General features: G+C 43.7%; 14 protein-coding genes. 10 read left to right on the top strand and 4 right to left on the bottom strand.

The window, feature by feature from the left end; genetic code table 11:
- The first annotated feature begins 155 nt into the window (after positions 1 to 155).
- The 3 genes from ACDJ59_RS11430 to ACDJ59_RS11420 all read left to right on the top strand — a co-directional run bounded on the left by ACDJ59_RS11430 (position 156) and on the right by ACDJ59_RS11420 (position 5,691).
- Positions 156 to 1,919 (top strand): sensor histidine kinase, encoded by a 1,764-nt coding sequence (locus ACDJ59_RS11430; RefSeq protein ID WP_413408955.1) that lies wholly within the window; start codon positions 156 to 158, stop codon positions 1,917 to 1,919.
- Positions 1,920 to 1,935: 16 nt separating this feature from the next.
- On the top strand, positions 1,936 to 3,462 hold the full coding sequence (locus ACDJ59_RS11425) for a response regulator transcription factor (RefSeq protein ID WP_413408953.1): 1,527 nt from the start codon (positions 1,936 to 1,938) through the stop codon (positions 3,460 to 3,462).
- 243 nt (positions 3,463 to 3,705) lie between these two features.
- Entirely contained in the window at positions 3,706 to 5,691 is a 1,986-nt protein-coding gene (locus ACDJ59_RS11420; protein ID WP_413409780.1) for a methyl-accepting chemotaxis protein, read from the top strand.
- Between the two features lie 92 nt (positions 5,692 to 5,783).
- On the opposite strand, the gene ACDJ59_RS11415 is transcribed toward ACDJ59_RS11420, so the two are convergent.
- On the bottom strand, positions 5,784 to 6,656 hold the full coding sequence (locus ACDJ59_RS11415) for an AraC family transcriptional regulator (RefSeq protein WP_413408952.1): 873 nt from the start codon (positions 6,654 to 6,656) through the stop codon (positions 5,784 to 5,786).
- Positions 6,657 to 6,900: 244 nt separating this feature from the next.
- On the opposite strand from ACDJ59_RS11415, the gene ACDJ59_RS11410 reads away from it, so the two are divergent.
- Together ACDJ59_RS11410 and ACDJ59_RS11405 are read left to right on the top strand one after the other, a co-directional pair.
- Complete coding sequence (locus tag ACDJ59_RS11410) at positions 6,901 to 8,100, top strand: MFS transporter (protein WP_413408951.1); 1,200 nt, start codon at positions 6,901 to 6,903, stop codon at positions 8,098 to 8,100.
- A 215-nt stretch (positions 8,101 to 8,315) separates the two neighbouring features.
- Positions 8,316 to 9,071, top strand: a complete 756-nt coding sequence (locus ACDJ59_RS11405; RefSeq protein WP_413408950.1) for a gamma-glutamyl-gamma-aminobutyrate hydrolase family protein — start codon at positions 8,316 to 8,318, stop codon at positions 9,069 to 9,071.
- A gap of 108 nt (positions 9,072 to 9,179) precedes the next feature.
- Here ACDJ59_RS11405 and ACDJ59_RS11400 read toward each other — a convergent pair whose 3' ends face one another.
- Positions 9,180 to 11,504, bottom strand: coding sequence for an MMPL family transporter (locus ACDJ59_RS11400; RefSeq protein WP_413408949.1), 2,325 nt, complete (start codon positions 11,502 to 11,504; stop codon positions 9,180 to 9,182).
- A gap of 19 nt (positions 11,505 to 11,523) precedes the next feature.
- Positions 11,524 to 12,171, bottom strand: a complete 648-nt coding sequence (locus tag ACDJ59_RS11395; protein ID WP_413408948.1) for a TetR/AcrR family transcriptional regulator — start codon at positions 12,169 to 12,171, stop codon at positions 11,524 to 11,526.
- 237 nt (positions 12,172 to 12,408) lie between these two features.
- Between ACDJ59_RS11395 and ACDJ59_RS11390 the strand changes: the two genes are divergently transcribed.
- The 4 genes from ACDJ59_RS11390 to nspC all read left to right on the top strand — a co-directional run bounded on the left by ACDJ59_RS11390 (position 12,409) and on the right by nspC (position 17,982).
- Positions 12,409 to 13,302: a TetR/AcrR family transcriptional regulator gene (locus ACDJ59_RS11390; protein WP_413408947.1), complete on the top strand. Its 894-nt coding sequence runs from the start codon at positions 12,409 to 12,411 to the stop codon at positions 13,300 to 13,302.
- A gap of 206 nt (positions 13,303 to 13,508) precedes the next feature.
- The gene (locus ACDJ59_RS11385) at positions 13,509 to 14,762 is read left to right on the top strand and encodes a cytochrome P450 family protein (protein WP_413408945.1); all 1,254 of its coding nucleotides are present in this window, start codon (positions 13,509 to 13,511) and stop codon (positions 14,760 to 14,762) included.
- A gap of 852 nt (positions 14,763 to 15,614) precedes the next feature.
- The gene (locus ACDJ59_RS11380) at positions 15,615 to 16,853 is read left to right on the top strand and encodes a saccharopine dehydrogenase family protein (protein WP_307412866.1); all 1,239 of its coding nucleotides are present in this window, start codon (positions 15,615 to 15,617) and stop codon (positions 16,851 to 16,853) included.
- A 1-nt stretch (position 16,854) separates the two neighbouring features.
- Positions 16,855 to 17,982: a carboxynorspermidine decarboxylase gene (gene nspC, locus ACDJ59_RS11375; protein ID WP_100526213.1), complete on the top strand. Its 1,128-nt coding sequence runs from the start codon at positions 16,855 to 16,857 to the stop codon at positions 17,980 to 17,982.
- A gap of 84 nt (positions 17,983 to 18,066) precedes the next feature.
- Here nspC and ACDJ59_RS11370 read toward each other — a convergent pair whose 3' ends face one another.
- Positions 18,067 to 18,822, bottom strand: coding sequence for an SDR family NAD(P)-dependent oxidoreductase (locus tag ACDJ59_RS11370; RefSeq protein WP_413408943.1), 756 nt, complete (start codon positions 18,820 to 18,822; stop codon positions 18,067 to 18,069).
- Between the two features lie 111 nt (positions 18,823 to 18,933).
- Between ACDJ59_RS11370 and ACDJ59_RS11365 the strand changes: the two genes are divergently transcribed.
- Positions 18,934 to 19,290: a MerR family transcriptional regulator gene (locus ACDJ59_RS11365; RefSeq protein WP_413408942.1), complete on the top strand. Its 357-nt coding sequence runs from the start codon at positions 18,934 to 18,936 to the stop codon at positions 19,288 to 19,290.
- Positions 19,291 to 19,361: the final 71 nt, after the last annotated feature.

The following is a 19,361-nucleotide window of genomic DNA, read 5'->3' as shown; positions in this document are numbered from 1 at the left end:
AGATTCTTTTCTCGCCCCGGTACATGTCTGTGCTTGAACGTTGATGTGTAAAATCCTGAACTTGAAATCGCTATCATTTCATGAAATACCGTGATAGAGTAGACATGAATATAAGGGATTTCACATCAAGTCAGAACAGGAGGGCATCTCTGAGAATGGCAAAGCTCATACATAAAGCAACTCAATTCAGTTTGCAGACAAAGGTGTTTTTGACATTTCTGACTCTGCTTTTGTTCGTGCTGGGCTGTTTTATCGTTTATGTGAATGTGATCGTTGTCCGCCCGCTCAAACTGAAAACAGAGCAGGATACGCTCGTTACAGCTACGAAGGTAAGAGAGCAAGTTGATCTCTACGTAGAACAACAGAACCAGATGTCGCAGCGAATATTATCCAGCAAAAATATATTTGCAGCCATGGACAAGAGCTCCTCAGCACATAGTAATTATGAAAGGCTGAAACAGATTCGGATCATCAAAGACATCATGTTTCAGGCCATCGGGCCGAGCATGAATATCAAGGACATGTCCATCTACGACAATCACGGGGTTCTCCTGACATCATATCTGGGTTCGGGCAATCCTCCCGCAATCCTGAACACCATGATGGAGAGTAGTCAGGTCGGACGAGATTGGACGGAAAGTGGTTTTGTTCTGCTGCGTCAAGACGATACGATCTCCTTTGTGCGCACGATCAATGATCAGAACGGCAAGGTGTACGGTTATCTTAGCATCCAGATGGAACAGGCCTATATACAGAACCTAACAGAGGGTATTACCGCTGGCGAGGTCTATATTCTGAATGAACAAGGGGAGCAGATGACAGGTTCGGAAGCGGGTGTGACATTTGCCAATTGGACAAAGCCTTCATCAGACGAGGGACTGGATGTGGACAAAAACGACAATTATATCACGCATTCCACTTCACCCAGTACAGGCTGGATCACGTATATCATAACGCCCAAAAAATCTGTTCTAGGCTCGATCCATTCGGTTCAGACGATGTCCATTCTGCTGATTACAGCACTGATGCTAGTTTCGTTTGTGTATATCTTCCTGTCGACACGTAACCTGCTGTTACCCATCCGCAAGCTGCGCGGTCAGATCTGGCGCATGAACTACAGCAATATGAATCTGAAAGTGGATGAAACGCCGAAGAATAACGATCTCTTATTGCTGAATGAAGCCTTTCAGGATCTGATGGAGAGGCTGCAGCAATCGATTGACCGGGAAAAGTCGGCGCTTCATGAAGAAGTAAAGGCGCGTAATTCGGCGCTGCAAGCCCAGATTGCACCTCATTTTATTCATAATGTCTTATACCTGATCAGTATTGCCGCTCAAGAGGGGAAGACCAAAGTTGTATCGGATATGTGCAAACATCTTTCGGACAGTCTGCGTTATATTGTCTCTTCACCATACGCGCATGTGACTTTGGCTGAGGAGCTTCAACATACGAGACATTATTTGTCTCTTGTACAACAAAAGTACGAAGAGGATCTGGAGTGGGACATCTGTGCTGACGAGCTGGCGAACGATATCCGGTTGCCGCGGTTGGTCATTCAGCCGTTTGTGGAAAACTGCATTGAACATGCCTTTGCCAACACCACGCCGCCTTGGCGTATCCAGATTACCGTGAAGCAATATAACGGATTATGGGCTTTGGAGATCAAAGATAACGGAGAGGGCTTTCCACCGGATAAGATCCAGGAGATTTTAGCCAATATTCAGGCATCAGGTTCCGGAATGAACCAGACCGCCGATTGTGGAACAGCCCTTGGTAACATGGGGATTATCAATAGTGTTAATCGACTCAAACTAATGTATAACAACCGGCTCTTTATTAATATATTTAACAATCATGCGGAAGAGCAACATGGAGCAACGATTCAGATCATCGGCTCACTGACGAAGGATTTTTACTAGCAAGGGGGTATAGGCGATGTATAACGTTATGATCGTTGAGGATAGCAAACCGATATTACGTAATATTAAAATGCTCTTGGAGACGCTGAGCTTCCCGATTCGTGTAGCTGCTACGGCAACGAATGGAGAAGAAGCCTTGGCAGCGATCAAGCAGTCACCGATTGATCTGCTGTTGACAGATATACGAATGCCGAAAATGGATGGGCTGTCCCTGATTGAGCAAGCCAAGCTTGCCAACCCGGATCTGAAGGTCATCTTGATTAGCGGTTACAGCGATTTTGAATACACAAGAAAAGCATTGAACCTGCAAGTGTTTGACTATTTGTTAAAACCTGTCGAGCGAGAGGCGCTTGAAGAAGTCATGGGTCGGGTAATTGACCAACTTGATCAACAGATGTCCAAGGAACTGCTGGATTTGCAGGAAATCATTCATCCCCAATGTGAAACTGCACTGAAACAAGGGGAGGCTTTTCCGCCTTTATTCAGCCAGATGATGATCATTATGAGCAAACAGCCTTTTACCGCAGGGCATGAACGATGGGTGCAGGTGGAACTTGAGGGTATAGTGCAGGATTTTTTTGCATTCCATCCTTGTCGTGTGTACACCAGTCAAACCCCATATCAATTTATTGCTTTTGTTAACAAGAGTGCACTTGAGGTGTACTCTTCCGTACATGAATGTCTTGAATCGTTGCGACGGCATTTGGTTGCGCATGACATCGATGCAATCATTGGAGGACAACTTCTATTCGCTGAGTCTGGTAATCTGCCGGAGCTCTATCACCGCATGTCGTCCATTTTGTCTGAGCAGCAACGGTTGAAACAAGGAATAGTGTTGGATACCGGGAATCCGGTGTCGATGGCCAGATCTGAGACAGGCTGTCTGGATCCCGTGCAGGAATCTGCTTTTGTACAGATGACACAGGCTCGGCAGAAAGAACGGTTTGCTCTTAAGTTATCTGAATTGCTGAATCGATGGGCAGAGAAAAATGTACATATGACCGAGGTGGAGCGGTTTATTGGATTAATTGTAGACACGTTTGCTCATCTGTACGAGGAACAGGGGGCGGGCATGAGATTGGGTCTGGAGCTTCGGTCAAGACAATTCGCCCAGGCACAGTCCTATGCCGATTTTTGCCGAGAACTGACGGAATGGACGGGACAGTGCTTCGATATGCTGCAATCCCACGTACGAAAAAGCAAGGCGATCCTCTTCGAACAGATTGACGATTACGTAAAACTAAATAAATACTCTCAATTGTCTATCAACGACATTGCCATGAAGTTTCACGTTAGCCCATCGTACGTCAGCAGAGTGATCAAAAATGCAACACAAATTACATTTGTTCAGTATTACACCCGTCTTCGCATTCAGGAGGCTTGCAGACTGATGGAAAGTCAACCCGACATGAAGTTTAAAGAAGTTTCCGATTTGCTGTCGTTTAGCGATCAGCACTATTTCTCGAAGGTGTTCAAAGAGTATACGGGGCTAAGTCCTACGGATTATAAACAACAGATGTCTGGTATAAAGACCCAATCATAGTTAACAAACCCTTTTTATTTATGTTATAATACTAAACAAATACGGCTTGTTACTGAATTCATTCAGGCAATACCTATGTATATACATGCTCAAAGTTTCTTTGGGTGTGCATATATATGGGTTTTTTTGCGTTTACTTGCCGATTGATTCTACCAAAAATAGATAAAGAGAGGAAGATTCACTTTGGAAAAGAAAAAGAAAGAAAGTTCATTTTTGAAGAAAGGAGGAACCGTTTTGCGTTTAATGAGCACCAGACTAATTGCAGCTTTCCTTGCGGTACTTATCATCCCAACTGCACTTATCGGATACTTTTCATATGATAGTGCCAAAGATCAGGTACAACAAAAAATGACGGATCCCATCAACACCATTTTAACCATGACAGGGCAGCATATTAACAATCTGGTGGGGGAAAAAGCAGCATTATTGAGTTACATAGACAGTATGTATGGCACCACCCCCAGTCAGACGAACAACGAAGCAGTACAAGTAGGAATCGACCAGTTAGCTGATACATATCCTGATATTCTTGCCATAACCGTGGGCAACGACCAAGGCGATGTTATATCATCTCCAGCAATAGAGGATGCAACATACGATCCACGCAGCACAGAATGGTATGCCAAAGGTATAAGTAACAATGGATCACTCTATTTTTCGAGTATTATGAAAGATCCGGTATCCGGGAAGATTTATGTAGAGATTTCAAAAGCTCTGTCAAATGAACAAGGTGTAGCAAGTATTAAACTTGATCTGGAGCGATTAGCAAATGAAATATCGATTGTGGATGTCGGAGGTAATGGAAGTCTGATTGTGGTTGACTCCAATCGAACCATCGTGGCTTGGTCCGGTGCCATTGTAAAAGGTGGGGGAGGAGAGCTCGGCGGAGCACTCATCGAGGGAATTCCAGTCCATCCAAATACGGCTTCAAGTTCCGATGAACCGATGGCATTTTCTCAATTTGTCAGAACGGATCTGGCGTATGATCTGGAAGTACATTCGGGTGTTAATGCTTTAACAGGCTGGAATGTCATTGCTTTGATGGGTCATGAAGACTTTATCGCCGCAGCGAAACCCATCCTGGTCACTAGCTTTACGGTAATTATTATTTCTGTATTGATTGCCGGTGTAATTATTTTCTTCATTCTGAGATCTTTTATCGTACCTATGCAAAAACTGCGAAAGGCCACCCGTAGCGTAAGCGAAGGCAATCTGTCTGAACGAGTGAATCTTAAAACCGAAAACGAATTTGGTATATTGGCAAATGATTTTGATCAAATGACCAGTTCCCTTCAATCGGTGGTTGCTGAACTTCATCAGACATCATCGTTGTTGAGCCACTCTTCACAAATGATTCAGGAGAGCACAGAACAAACGACTCAATCGGTTCAACATGTGGCTGAAACCATGCAACAGACTGCGGAATCAGCTATCGTTGGGGCGGAGAATTCGGAACAAACCGCGAATGCCGTAGAAGAGATGGCGAGAGGCATCAGTACAATTGCAGAATCTGCGAGTGCGATTGTGCATTCGGCTGAAGAGACGGAGCGCGCTGTTGCTAAAGGTGGAAAAACGATAAATCAGGTCGGAGAACAAATGGAACATATTCTCGGAGCTGTTGAAGAAACCTCGGCATTGATTAATGAGCTGTCCAGTCTATCCGCCGAAGCCAATCGAATGAATGAAGCAATTGCGGATATCTCTCGGCAAACCAATCTTCTATCACTGAATGCCTCTATTGAAGCATCAAGAGCAGGAGAACACGGTAAAGGTTTTGCTGTCGTTGCTGGAGAGGTACGAACGTTATCGATGCAATCCAAACAAAGTGCGGACGAGATTGGCGCTACCATTGGCAAAATGCTTGATCTGATTGCCAAATCGACATCTCTTATGAATGATAAAGTTCGTAATCAAGTTGGTGAAGGAATGCGGATCAGTCAAGAAGCTTCAGCAACCATATCGAACATTGAACAGTATACAACACATATCGTGGATCAAATTCAGGATATTTCTGCTGTTTCAGAACAGTTGTCAGCCAGTACGGAAGAAGTCTCGGCTACAGTTGCCGCGATGAGTCATATCTCTAAAGTGTCGGCTGACAGTGCTCAGACAACTTCAGCAGCAGCCCAAGAGCAAATGGCGGCGATGCAGGAGATATCGGCATCATCTGCACAGCTATCCAAAACAGCTGAGAACATGCAAGAATTGGTTCGCCGCTTTAAGCTTTAGAGTAGAAGTAAGTAAATGTGTAAAGAAATATGTAAGGCCTAGAGGCGCTCCCCAAATGGAGCGCCTTTCTGCGCTTAGAGAGAGTAGTGAGATTAGTAAGAATGTGACACCTTATCCCCGAACATATCCTTTTGATTCTTTTTTCGGAAACTCCGTGGAGATTCACCAACCGTTTTGGTAAATAAAATCGTAAAGTAATTGGGGTTATCGTAACCGACCAGTTTGGCAATTTCCCATACTTTTTTGTTGGTTGAAACTAATAATCGGGTGGCTTCACCCATTCTTCGTTGAATCAGGTAATGATAAGGAGAAGTGCCATAGTGATTTTTATACATATGAATTAAGTAATAGAAATCGATATGAAATTGATCTGCCAATTCCTTAAGTTTAATGTTCTGCCGATAGTTGGTATCTAAATAGTCTTTAATGCTCTCAGCAAGGGTATTGCTCCCAACGATCTCCCCACTAGGAAGCTGTTGACGGGACTGCCGATCGATGATTAGAAGTATTGCTTTTAACACATGTCCAGAGATAGACTCATAACCATGTTCCCGAATTGAAAATTCATTGAAGAGAGTCTGCATTAACGAATGGAGCTCATCGGAATATCGGTTAGCTCGAATGATTGGATTGTTAGAGGGAGGAATGACCCAATCCTCAAGGGATTGGGTGCCTTCTGCAAAACGAAAGCCACAATAAAAAGTGGATAACGGGAATTCAGCATTGGACTTCTCCTCGTGAAGAGTACCCTTGTTATAAATGAGCATGTCCCCTTTTTGAGCCCAGTGTTTGGTGCCGTCAATGGTGAACACTCCTTTGCCTTCAGTTACATAGATAATCTCATGCAGATCGTCATGTTTATGCGTCGGAAAACTCCAATGGGGATTGTCGGCCAGTTTTCCTACATAAATAATGGTGCAATTTCGATTTGGATGCAGTTGGCCGAATTCGTGGTGTGTATTCATCTATGTCTTCCCTTCAGAATCTGTAATGAAAGTCTGTGTTGAAATGACAACATATATAATGTTTTGCAATAAAACCACAACAACCTTGATTGTCGGCATAGCGTATCTGACAGTACAATTTCACTATCCAAAATGTACTATATATCGAAAGTGAAGGGATGGAAAGCAGAAAATACATGAATTAATGATCGTAGACAGAATTGAAGCGCTTGCAACAATAGAAAGGATTAGTGAGTATTGATTTATGACTAGAAATAGAGAGAACCTACTTATTTTAACGCTTACGCTAGTTAGCTTTGTACTGGGAACAACCGAGTATGTTATCGTGGGTGTGTTGAAGGAAATTGAAAGTTATATGAAAGTATCACTTGCTGCCGCGGGTATGCTTGTCTCCGGTTTTGCGATTGCATACGCAGTGGGTACACCATTTGCTGTGGCCTTCTTAGCCAAAATATCCAGAAGAAGTTCCATATTGATCGGATTTGCAATCGTGTTAGCATTAAATCTATTGACCGTGTTCTCAACAACGTTCTCTTCTCTGATGGCCATTCGCATCGTGTCGGCCGTTGCTTGTGGACTTACGATATCGCTTTCGATCTCGATCGTAAGCGACGCAGTGAACCGGGAGCGAAGAGGGGAAGCTATCGCCTGGATTCTGGGCGGATTTTCAATCGCTAATGTGCTTGGTGTTCCGCTCGGTACATTTATCGGACAACATCTGAGCTGGTCCATGACGTTTGTTGTTACGGCATGCATAGGTGTTGTGCCGCTGGTGTTCATGTTCCGTATTCTGCCACGCCAAACAACAACGATTGCAGGTTCGTTCAATGATCAGATGTCTCTCTTTGTGAAACCACGGATATTGCTGGCCTGTCTGATCCCGGTACTGGGAAACAGCTGTATTTTCGTCGTTTTTACGTACATTACGCCACTCCTGAGTGAGACGATGGGTGTGCCAGTACATTGGATTAGTGCCATACTCCTGATCTATGGTGCCTGTAGCATCCTGAGTAACTGGATTGGTGCCAAAATAGCCAAGGGTGACTTCCTGCCCAAGCTCAAGCGACTTTTCGTCATCCAAGCCATTTTGTTCCTAGGAATGAGTTTTACCGTTTCTAATGTGTGGCTCGGCTTGGCGTTTCTGTTCCTGATTGGATGTCTGTCATCCTCCATGAGCGCGGCATCCCAGTTATATTTGTTTGATGTGTCAGGATCGATCGCGCCGGGGTCCAAAGCATTTGCATCTACACTCCTGCCTGTGGCGGCCAATGTGGGTATAGCGTTAGGCTCCGGCGTCGGGGGAATTGCCGTTAATATGGGTGGTGTTCATTGGGTGCCTCCAGTGGCTGTGATGCTTGCATTGCTGGCTTTTGTCATAACCCTGATATGCCAGCGTTCTATCCAATTGAATTCAGACGAAGCAACCACTGTAAAAGCAGCTTAGATGAGATGATGTTTAAACTAAATGGATGAATCCATATCCGTGGTATTTAGACTACAAACAAAGTCGCTGTTATGCGGCTTTGTTTGTTTTTTTAGTTTTCCAGCATTCCGGATGAAACGGGTTCGCAGATGATAGAGGTAGGATAATGCAATAATTCAGTGAATTTATATATGAAGAGATCTGATAAAATGAATGAAAAGCTGGGAGGTAAAGCTATGAAAAAGCCCATGATCGGTGTACTGCCTTTATATGATACTGACAAAAAAAGTTACTGGATGCTTCCGGATTATATGAACGCCATAGAAGGAGCAGGTGGGATTCCAATCATGCTACCTCTGACAACGGATGTCGAGATCCTTGCTACGTTGGCTCATGAGTTCGATGGGTTCCTGTTCACCGGGGGACATGATCTCAATCCTGAGCTGTATCATGAGTATGCAGAGGTTACCTGTGGAGAGTTATGTATTGAACGCGATCTGATGGAGTCGATATTATTACAAAAAGTAATTGAGATTGATAAGCCTGCCTTTGGCATATGCCGTGGACTACAGCTACTTAACGTTATGTTGGGTGGAACGTTATATCAAGACATTCCAACTAGCCTTCAACTTCATGGGAACAAGATCGTTAATCATAAGCAAAGTCCGCCGTATACGAATCTCGTACATGATGTACATATTGAGGAAAAAAATATCCTATACGATATCTTGCAAACCGATACGATAAAAGTGAACAGCTACCACCATCAGGGAATCAAGATGTTATCGGATAAGTTAACTGCCGTGGCAGTCGCTGAAGATGGACTCGTTGAATCCGTGGTCATGCCAAACCGTTCATTTGTTTTGGCTGTGCAGTGGCATCCAGAGTACAGCTATAAAGTAGATGACTATAGTCAGAAGTTATTTGCGGCGTTTGTTAATGCTTCTAAATCCCCACGCTATACTATCCATATTGAAGACATCACCGCATAAAATGTGAAAAGGAAAAAAAGACCTCCTGTTTATAAAAACAGAGGAGGTCCTAGTATTGGTAAATGGAATCGTGATAGTAATCGTGGTATCACCATTCTATTGGCAGGATTATTTTAATCCAGACTTCGTGTTGGCATGCTCTTCAGCATTCAGGGAAGCAATCAGCTTCTCGCCTTCAACATCCAGGTTTGGCAGAATGCGATCCAGCCATTTTGGAAGTGCCCAAGCTTTGTCTCCAAAAATAGCCATGATGGCAGGGACCAAGCCCATACGGATGATGAAAGCATCAATCAGAATGCCTACCGCCAAAGTGAAACCAATCTGTTTGATCATGACATCGTCAGTGAATATAAATCCTGCAAATACAGAGACCATAATCACTGCTGCGGCAACAACCACGCGACTTACCTGATTGTATCCATGAACAACGGATTCGGTCCCGCGATGACCATGAACATAGGATTCCCGCATGGAGCTAACAAGGAAGACTTGATAGTCCATCGCGAGGCCATACAGGATACCTGTCACGATGATCGGCATAAAGCTCAACAGCGGGCCGCCGGTATCGAAACCAAAGAGCGAATGCAGCCAGCCCCATTGGAATACAGCAGTTGTGATCCCGAATGTAGCCAGGATACTAAGCAGGAAGCCAATTGTTGCTTTGATGGGAACGATGATCGAACGGAAAACGAGTAACAGGATGATCAGCGAGAGCAGGATTATGATGCCTACATAAATAGGGAACACCTGCGCCAGTTTGGCTGACATATCGATGTTTACAGCTGTAAGTCCAGTAACTCCAAGTTTCACATCATAGGTCTGTGCGATGCTGGAATCAGCCGCGCGTAGATCAGTGACTAGTGTTTTAGTGAGATTATCGTTAGGACCCGTTTTTGGAATGAGACTGAAAATAGCTAAATCTTCTGTCATACCAAGCGGTGTGACTTGTGCAACGTTATTCTGACCTTGAAGTTCCATCACCAGACCGCCCAAGAGTTCCGGTGTAACTTTTGTGGATGATTGATTAGGCTCTGCGACCAGAATAAGTGGCCCGTTAAACCCTTCCCCGAAGCCTTCGGAGATGGCATCATAACTTTGTCTTGCGGTTGTATCCAGATTCGCTGAGGAAGCGCCGGGGATACCCATTTCCATTTTGGTGATCGGCGTCGCGGCAAAACCAAGAATGACGATGATGGCGATAATGGTAGCCCAACGATTTTTGATAACGAATTTCACCCATCTGTCCGCGACTCCGTGGTTAGTGGCTTTAGGATGTTTCGTGCTTTTCTCACGAGCTTTGGCGGAACAGATGCGTTCTCCTACCAATCCCAGTAAAGCCGGCAACAGGGTTAAAGCAACGAATACGTTGATGAGTACGGTGGCAGCTGCGACCAAAGCCATCGTAGACAAGAATGTGAGACCGATGACAAGCATACCGCACAGTGCAATAATGACGGTTAATCCGGCAAAAAATACTGCGCTGCCCGATGTACCAATGGCTCTGGCCGTTGCTTCTTTTGCGCTCAAGCCTTGATCAATGATCATTCGACGTTGGCGATTAACAATGAAGAGAGCATAATCGATTCCAACAGCCAATCCAACCATGAGAGCCAGCACGGAAGTAACACTAGGCATTTCGATGAATTTGGAGATGGAGAACGCACCACCAACTCCAATGGCAACTCCGAGGAGTGCAGTGATCAGAGGTAGACCTGCTGCAACAACGGAGCCAAGGGTGATCAGCAATACAATGACAGCAATGACCAGTCCGACAATCTCTGCCGAGCCGACTCCAATCGATACCGTTTTGAGTGTTTCGCCCGGCAGCACCTTAATATTGGTTCCTTGCTCAACCGTCGTAACGGACTGAATAACGGAATCAAATACATCCTGTGTTATGGCAGACTGCTCAATTGTAAATTGGAACTGGAACAGTGCAATGCTGCCGTCCGAAGAGATCAGCATTCCAGGTACAGGAACACCATCCACCATCAAAGGCCCATAGGGAGGAGGCGTGGTTGCTGCGGATTGCGCCATATCAGTAGCCTGAGCATTCTGAGCCATCTCCGCCTGAGCACCCGAATTACCCGCTTCAGCTGCATAGTCCGCAGGGTTAATGACTTTGTCTAATCCGTAAACTTCATTAACACCTTTCATCATGGCCGCCAAACGTTCAGGCGTATCCAAACGCTCGTTGTCTGGAGCTTTGAAGACAACACTTCCTTGACCGCCGGAGGCGGCTGGCAGTTCTTTTGCCAATTGATCCAGAACCTTCTGTGACTCTGTGCCTTCAATCTTCATTTCGGAACTGATGTGAATACCATTGATGCTGATCATGGAGATGACAATTCCCAGAATTAAAACCCAGCCAATGATGAAATAGGCAGGTTTGCTAAAAGCGGTTTTCCCCACTCTGTATAATAACGTAGACATTTCTCTATTTTACACTCCTCTATGATGAATGTGGATGGTTGGCATGTTCAAATCCTGCCCGTAAATGATTAAACGTGGTTTCCAAAAATTGATCGAATGTTAAAACACCGGGCTTGGTATCTTCAGTAATGACTTGTCCGGGCAGCAACACATTGAGTCTTCCATCAATTAATGGCAGTATCGATCCATATAGTGCGTTAATCAGAAGATAAGTATAGATCTCATCATATTTCCCGTTAGATAAGTCTAATAAGGTATCTTGTGCCTGCGTCTGCATCCGGTGCATGGCTCCAAGGTAATGCGGTTCTAACACGGGATAGGTCTGGGATAGCGAGAGTAGTTGATGAAGTCTTCCTATAAGTTCTGTTGTAAGTTGCATCTTGATCAGGTTATACAGTACGTCAAGCAAGGAGACGTTGTCGGGCATTTCTGTAAGTAACTCTTCGAGTTCCGTTGTATTCTGAACGGATATTGCGCCTCTTGCTACGGCTTCTTCTTTACATGTGAAGTAGTTTGCAAATGTTCTACGTGAACAACCCACCTGATGCACGATATCTTCGACCGTAAAGCCATCAAGCCCATGTTCAAGGGTAAGTTCAAATGCAGCACTAGCAAGTGCTTTTTCAGTTGCTTCTTTTTTCAAATGTCGCAAGTTTCGTTTGATCATTATTCTCCGCTTATGCGTTCACCTCCAACATCAATGACTATGGTTTAATTCTTTTAAGAAGAGCAAACTTACTGAATATGCACTTTGTGAGGTTTATCATAACAAACAAGTTGCCCATTGTGCAAATTTACTCATTGTGCAATTATTTTTATATGACAGCTATCCTGCGAATCAATGCTTCAACTCCTGAGGAATGAATGTTAAAATCAATAGAAAAACTTGGGGCGATAACGAGATATGAGTAGTCGTAAACAAAGTTTATTGGAAACAGCACTTGCACTATTTTTAGAGCACAGCTATGCAAATACAACAATCCAGATGATCCTGGATCAATCAGGTGTATCCAAAGGCACATTTTACAAATTCTTCAGTTCCAAAGAAGACTGTTTATATTCTATTATTGATCAGCGTATGCAAGAGGATGTTTTCATTCGTAAAGAGCTTGAACAAAATCACTATACATCGGATTATGCCCTGCTTGTTGATCAGATTGCCATTCCCATGTCTGGACCTGACAAAGAGCGAGTGTGGGAATTGTATTGGACTGGTTTTTACGCCGGAGAGATCAACTCAGCGAAATTGGCTAAAGTACATCTAAACTGGCTGTCTACACGCTTGATTCAGGTGTTCGGAAAAGACATCAGCTTATATGCCAACGAAGGTGCAATATTGTGCTATGGCATACTGCATCAGATTGCCAACACCTCGAGAAGTCTAAATACGAAAAAACCGGTTTGGAACGAAGTTGTTCCAAAAGTATTAACCTACATCGAAGTGATATTAAGAACAATGCATCAGAGAAATGAACATATTTTCGACGTTCAGTCTCTCTATTTCCTGAATGCCGATGAGCGTAACCATGATATGGGTCTGGACATCGATAATGTATTGATCGAATTTGATGAGTTCAACAACTGTGTACAAAAATCCAAGGAATCTGCATCATTGAAGCAACTTTCGAAGGGGCTTTTAACGCTATTACAGGATCAAGAGGATTTAAATATTCCTGTAATCGAAGTGGTACTTCAAGCATTTCACAAAGAGTACAAATCCAGTGCGTTTCAATCTGAAGCCAATAGACTGACCGAAGCCTGTTGGTGGTATTTGGAACTGGTGAAGCACCGTAATTGATTTGGAGGTTGGCCAAAAGCCGACCTCTTTTTTATTTTCAAAATGACTGTTATTATACTTATCGTATATACATAAAAAGTTGTAATGATAGTGATTTTTGTCGAACTAACTCTTTGATTTGAAATTAAATATACGACTAGTATATAATGAAAATGAACATATATTTCCATAGATTTTAATAACTTCACTACGAAAGGAAGATTTCAATGAATAATAACCAAACATCGGAAAAATCAGAGTTCAATTTGTTTAGTGAAGAAAATGTTAAAGATCAATTTGCCATCTTTGAACAGATGCGAGCCAGAGGCTCCATTGTTCCTGTTCCCAATCCAATGGGTGGATCAGAGCAAACCTGGATTATAACTCGGATGGATGTAGCCATGGAAGTGTTAAAAGATCACTCCCGATTTACGGTAGATATGAACTCTATTGATAGTGACAATGATATTAGAAAGAATCTCTCAGGCGAGCTGGGTTCATCGGAACCCCAGACCTTTTTTACCGGAAAGTCGATGCTCTTTGTTGATGAACCGGATCACCGGCGACTACGTAGCCTGGTTTCCAAAGCGTTCACCCCAAGATATATGGAAAGCCTGCGTCCACGCGTCCAGGAAATCGCCGATGAATTGATTAACCAGGTTGAAGGGAAGGGAGAGATGGATCTTGTAAAAGACTATGCCTACCCTTTCCCAATTAATGTCATATCCGAAATGCTCGGTGTACCTCAGGAAGACCGACCTCAGATCCATGTATGGTCTGAAGCCATTGCCAAAGGTCTTGGTTTTGGTAAACAAGACCCTGAAGTAGAGCAGCATTTGCGATCATTCGCAGAATACACGGCTCAGCTTGTGGCGAACAAACGAGTGGAACCTTCAGATGACCTCATCAGTCAATTAATTGCGATTGAGGAGGAGGGTGATCGACTGAATGAAGATGAATTAATATCCATGATCACGTTATTAATATTTGCTGGACATGAGACAACTTCCAATCTGATTGCAACCGGCTCTTATCTTCTTCTGACACATCCCGAACAACTGGAACAACTTAAACAAAATTTAAATCTGGTTCCTTCTGCGGTTGAGGAGCTGTTACGATTCAACGGGCCCGCGACTTCTTCAGGCCCTCGTTATGCAACGCAGGACACAGAACTAGATGGTCAACCGATCCAAAAAGGAGATGTTGTGATTCCTCTTTTGAAATCAGCCAATCGGGATGAGTTACAGTTTGACCAACCTGAAGAACTGGATCTTGAACGCAAAATAAAACGGCATTTGGCCTTTGGACACGGCATTCATATGTGTCTTGGCGCTCCACTGGCCCGGGTTGAGGGAGACGTAGCATTTACTACGCTATTAAGTCGACTTCCCGGTCTTCAGCTTAGTGTTCCTCCCGAAGAAATTCATTGGCACTACTCACTATTATCTGAGGGATTGGCATCATTGCCGGTAAAATTTTAATAGATGAACATAGTATGGCTCACTGGAGTATGGCGAATTTTCGTCATACTCTTTATTTGTAATGATGATAGAATGGAATGAACAGAGGCTGGCTGTGACATTGATCAATGCTTAAAAGCAAAGTTATATTTGAGTACATAATTTTGTTGTGGAGGTAAACCTTATGAATAAAGATGAATTATTTATGCATAAAGTCATTGAGATTGCTCTGCAAGCTCGCAGTATTTGAGAAAAGTCCTCAAAAGCCTGAAGTAACTGGGGAATTACTTAATGCAGAAGGGTTAAAAGTATTCGAAGGATATCAATTTCATGCCTAGTCATCATCCGGACAAATTTTTTTTAAATAATTGCTTGATTTTTTTTTCAACGTCTGATAGTGTAAGACCTGTGATTTTGGGAAGTTTATTTATCAATATGAATTGGAGCTTTCCAGCAGATAATTTTGACCACTTCACCAGGAAGTTAAGGCCATACGGACAGCCGGGTCAAACGCCGATTGGCAACTTACGTTGCTTTATTGATTGAGTTCAAAGCTCAAATTTTATAAGTTGGTTACTTTACAACCAGTGCAATTGCACATCAACTTGTGAAACGGTCAATAAGAGTGGTAAAGGCGAATTATTTGCTATATAGACTCTGATCCAATATTGATATACATGAAGGAGCTTTCCGCCAAGGAGTTCTTGTGAACTTTTTTGGTCATGGAGACTTCACGTCTTTTTATGATGTATATCGATAAGCAAGTGTGATGATGCGCGATTGCGAGCATTTTTCACCTTGCTTTTTTTGTTGTCTTGTTGTCACCGTATTAAACCAATTAAAAAAATACATATTGGGATAGGAGAATGTAAAATGGGAAAAGCACTAATCATCGGCGCCGGCGGCGTTGCTTCCGTGGCAGTACACAAATGCGTTCAAAACAGCGAAGTTTTTGAGGAAATCTGCATCGCGAGTCGTACAAAATCCAAATGTGATGAACTCAAAGCCAAGCTGGACGGCGGAAAAACAAAAATTACAACAGCACAAGTTGATGCTGACAATGTTGACGAGCTGATCGCTTTGATCAACGAAGTTAAACCTGATATCGTTATGAACCTTGCTTTGCCGTATCAAGATCTGACAATCATGGATGCTTGCCTTGCAACTAAAACAAATTACATGGACACAGCTAACTATGAGCCACATGATACAGCGAAGTTTGAATACAGCTGGCAATGGGATTACAAAGAGCGTTTTGAACAAGCAGGCATTACTGCATTGCTCGGTAGTGGATTTGATCCAGGCGTGACTGGCGTATTCTCCGCTTATGCCCTGAAGCACTACTTCGACGAAATTGAGTACATTGATATTCTGGACTGCAATGGCGGCGACCACGGCTATCCGTTCGCAACCAACTTCAACCCTGAGATTAACATTCGCGAAGTATCTGCGAACGGAAGATACTGGGAAAATGGTGAATGGATCGAAACAAAACCAATGGAAATCAAACGTGTCTACGACTTCAAAGAAGTTGGCGAAAAAGACATGTACCTGTTGTACCATGAGGAATTGGAATCTTTGGCAAAAAATATGCCAGGTCTGAAACGTATCCGTTTCTTCATGACATTTGGTCAAAGCTACCTGACTCACTTGAAAGCTCTCGAAAATGTAGGCATGACTTCAATCGAGCCTATTGAATATGAAGGTCAACAAATTATTCCATTGCAATTCCTGAAAGCAGTACTGCCGGATCCAGCATCCCTTGGACCACGTACTGTGGGTAAAACAAACATCGGTTGTATTTTCAAAGGCAAAAAAGATGGTCAAGACAAAACATATTATGTATACAATATCTGTGATCACCAAGAGTGCTACAAAGAAGTGGGTTCCCAAGCAATCTCGTACACAACAGGCGTTCCAGCTATGATCGGTGCAGCAATGGTCATGACAGGCAAATGGAACAAACCAGGCGTATATAATGTAGAAGAGTTCAACCCGGATCCATTCATGGAAGAGTTGAACAAATGGGGCCTCCCATGGGTAGAAGACTTCAACCCGGTACTCGTTGATGAGCTGCCAGAAGAAGTTAAAGAATCGGAGCTTGTTCGCTAAAATGCGGTTCGAGCAATTACCGACACCATGTTTTGTTGTTGACGAGGCGCTTATTGAGAAAAACCTGAAAATCCTGAACGGTGTTATGCAGCGTACAGGTGCCAAAATCGTGCTCGCTCAAAAAGCATTCTCCATGACTGCGATGTATCCGCTGATTGGAGAATACCTGAGCGGTGCAACGGCGAGCGGTTTATATGAAGCGCGTTTGGGCCACGAGGAAATGGGCAAAGAGAATCATGTCTTTGCTCCAGCATACCGCGCAGAAGAGATCGACGAGATTATCTCCATCTGCGACCACATTATTTTCAATTCATTTTCGCAGCTTGCAAAATTCAAGGATAAGGCGCTTCAAGCTGGCCGTAAGGTCGGCTTGCGCGTCAATCCAGAATGCTCTACCCAAGAAGGGCACGAGATCTACGATCCGTGTTCTCCAGGTTCGCGATTTGGCGCGAAACTGGAGGATTTCGATGCAGACCTGTTGGAAGGTGTCTCCGGATTACACTTCCACACGCTGTGTCAGCAAAATTCCGATGATCTGGAGACTACGCTGAACGCAGTTGTCGAGAAGTTCGGACAATGGTTGCCGCAGATGGAATGGATCAACTTCGGTGGTGGACACCATATCACACGTGAAGATTATGATATTCCAAGACTGGAAGCATGCATCAAACGTATGCAGAACGACTATGGCCTGGAAGTATATCTGGAGCCGGGAGAAGCTGTTGCGCTGAACGCGGGTTATCTGGTGACTTCTGTGCTGGACTTCCATAAGAACGGTATGGACATTGCCATTCTGGATACTTCAGCTACATGCCATATGCCGGATGTGCTGGAAATGCCATATCGCCCGCCGCTGATCGGTTCGGGAGAAGTGGGTGAGAAGGCTCATCTGTATCGCCTAGGTGGACAAACCTGTCTGTCTGGTGACGTGATTGGGGATTATTCATTCGATCAGCCTTTGCAAGAAGGCGACCGTCTGGTATTCGAGGACATGGCGATTTACTCCATGGTGAAAACCAATACGTTCAACGGCATGCCGCTTCCAGCGATTGCAGTCAAAAGAAAAGACGGCGATTGCGAAGTTGTTCGCGAATTCGGATATCAGGATTTCAAAATGAGGCTGGCATAATTACTTCATTATATAGTAAACATTCAATATAAATACAAAGAAGGGAACCTGGAGACAGGTTCCCTTTTTAACGTTAACGGATGTTTAACGTCTTGCTGCGTATGGAAAGAGCGGTTCTCTTAGTTCAAAGTCATACGTCAACCCGTCCACAATGCCGACTACACTCTCACTGTCATACAACTCCAGCAAAAATCCAGCCATTTGCTCCGCCGTATGGAATTTGGGAACTCTGCCTTCATATTCAAACTCGTCTACATTAAAGGAATGTTTCGCAAACTCGGTCTCGGTTGCAGCCGGTGCGAGAACTTTGGCTTGCATCGCTGCGTTCTTACCTTTTAACTCTTGCGCAAGTCCTTCCGTAAAGGCACTTACATAGAACTTGGTTGCGCAATAGGTTACTGCATCGGCTACAATCGTATATCCACCACCAGAGGAGATATTAATGATCTGTGTGCCATCAACATCTGAATAATCACGTACATACAGGGAAGAAAGAATCGTAAGAGCTTCTATATTAAGATGAAGCATCTGCTCAATCTTGGGCAGATGTTGTTCGCCAACGGAAGCAAAATTTCCGAATCCTGCGTTGTTAATCCACGTCTCAATGGAGTAAGCCTGAAGACTATCATAGAATTCATGCACATTAGCGGCAATGGAAAGATCCACTGTACGAATGACAACATCCAGAGCAGGATTGATTTCAGCTACTTTTGCTTTTAACTTGTCCAATTCATCGGTTCTGCGTGCTGCCAGGATTATATTTTTGCCACGAGCTGCAAAAGCTAAAGCCGCTTCATATCCAATGCCTGAACTGGCACCGGTAATCACTGTATATTTCATGGGAATTCCTCCTAGATCTGATTTCATTTTTTATTGTGATGTGACCACGAGTTGATTATACTGATTAGAGCTTACTCTAAGTCAAGCGGGAAAATGGAGGGGAGGTTAACCATGTATACCATTGGTGAAGTGGCAGAATTACTCCATATCAGTGCACATACGTTGCGTTATTATGAGAAGGAACAGATTGTAACTCCTCTCCGAGATGCCAGTGGAGACAGGCGATATAACGAGTCACACCTGAAGTGGCTGCAATTTGTGATCAAATTAAAAGAGACTCAAATGCCCATTGCTATTATTAAGAAGTATGCGTCCTTGTTTAAGGAAGGGGAGCATACGGCGGCGGATCGTTTGAAGCTGCTGGAGGAGCATAAAGAGTCGATTCAAAAACAGATGCACATACTTCACACAGCAGATGAGATGCTTGAGCATAAAATTTCGTCGTATCGAACGCTCATCGGACAATGAACTAACACACATAAATGACGATCTATTGCCAAAACAGTGATTTTTATTATAGACTGTTTTTTATCGGTTGT

The organism is Paenibacillus amylolyticus (assembly GCF_047302515.1).
Lineage (GTDB): Bacteria > Bacillota > Bacilli > Paenibacillales > Paenibacillaceae > Paenibacillus > Paenibacillus amylolyticus_G.
This window is presented reverse-complemented; position numbering and strand designations above follow the sequence as displayed.

Excerpts from the sequence above, each read along its gene's own strand:
- ACDJ59_RS11430 (WP_413408955.1), top strand. The coding sequence starts at position 156 with ATGGCAAAGCTCATACATAAAGCAACTCAATTCAGTTTGCAGACAAAG.
- ACDJ59_RS11425 (WP_413408953.1), top strand. The coding sequence starts at position 1,936 with ATGTATAACGTTATGATCGTTGAGGATAGCAAACCGATATTACGTAAT.
- ACDJ59_RS11420 (WP_413409780.1), top strand. The coding sequence starts at position 3,706 with ATGAGCACCAGACTAATTGCAGCTTTCCTTGCGGTACTTATCATCCCA.
- ACDJ59_RS11415 (WP_413408952.1), bottom strand. The coding sequence starts at position 6,656 with ATGAATACACACCACGAATTCGGCCAACTGCATCCAAATCGAAATTGC.
- ACDJ59_RS11410 (WP_413408951.1), top strand. The coding sequence starts at position 6,901 with ATGACTAGAAATAGAGAGAACCTACTTATTTTAACGCTTACGCTAGTT.
- ACDJ59_RS11405 (WP_413408950.1), top strand. The coding sequence starts at position 8,316 with ATGAAAAAGCCCATGATCGGTGTACTGCCTTTATATGATACTGACAAA.
- ACDJ59_RS11400 (WP_413408949.1), bottom strand. The coding sequence starts at position 11,504 with ATGTCTACGTTATTATACAGAGTGGGGAAAACCGCTTTTAGCAAACCT.
- ACDJ59_RS11395 (WP_413408948.1), bottom strand. The coding sequence starts at position 12,171 with ATGATCAAACGAAACTTGCGACATTTGAAAAAAGAAGCAACTGAAAAA.
- ACDJ59_RS11390 (WP_413408947.1), top strand. The coding sequence starts at position 12,409 with ATGAGTAGTCGTAAACAAAGTTTATTGGAAACAGCACTTGCACTATTT.
- ACDJ59_RS11385 (WP_413408945.1), top strand. The coding sequence starts at position 13,509 with ATGAATAATAACCAAACATCGGAAAAATCAGAGTTCAATTTGTTTAGT.
- ACDJ59_RS11380 (WP_307412866.1), top strand. The coding sequence starts at position 15,615 with ATGGGAAAAGCACTAATCATCGGCGCCGGCGGCGTTGCTTCCGTGGCA.
- nspC (WP_100526213.1), top strand. The coding sequence starts at position 16,855 with ATGCGGTTCGAGCAATTACCGACACCATGTTTTGTTGTTGACGAGGCG.
- ACDJ59_RS11370 (WP_413408943.1), bottom strand. The coding sequence starts at position 18,822 with ATGAAATATACAGTGATTACCGGTGCCAGTTCAGGCATTGGATATGAA.
- ACDJ59_RS11365 (WP_413408942.1), top strand. The coding sequence starts at position 18,934 with ATGTATACCATTGGTGAAGTGGCAGAATTACTCCATATCAGTGCACAT.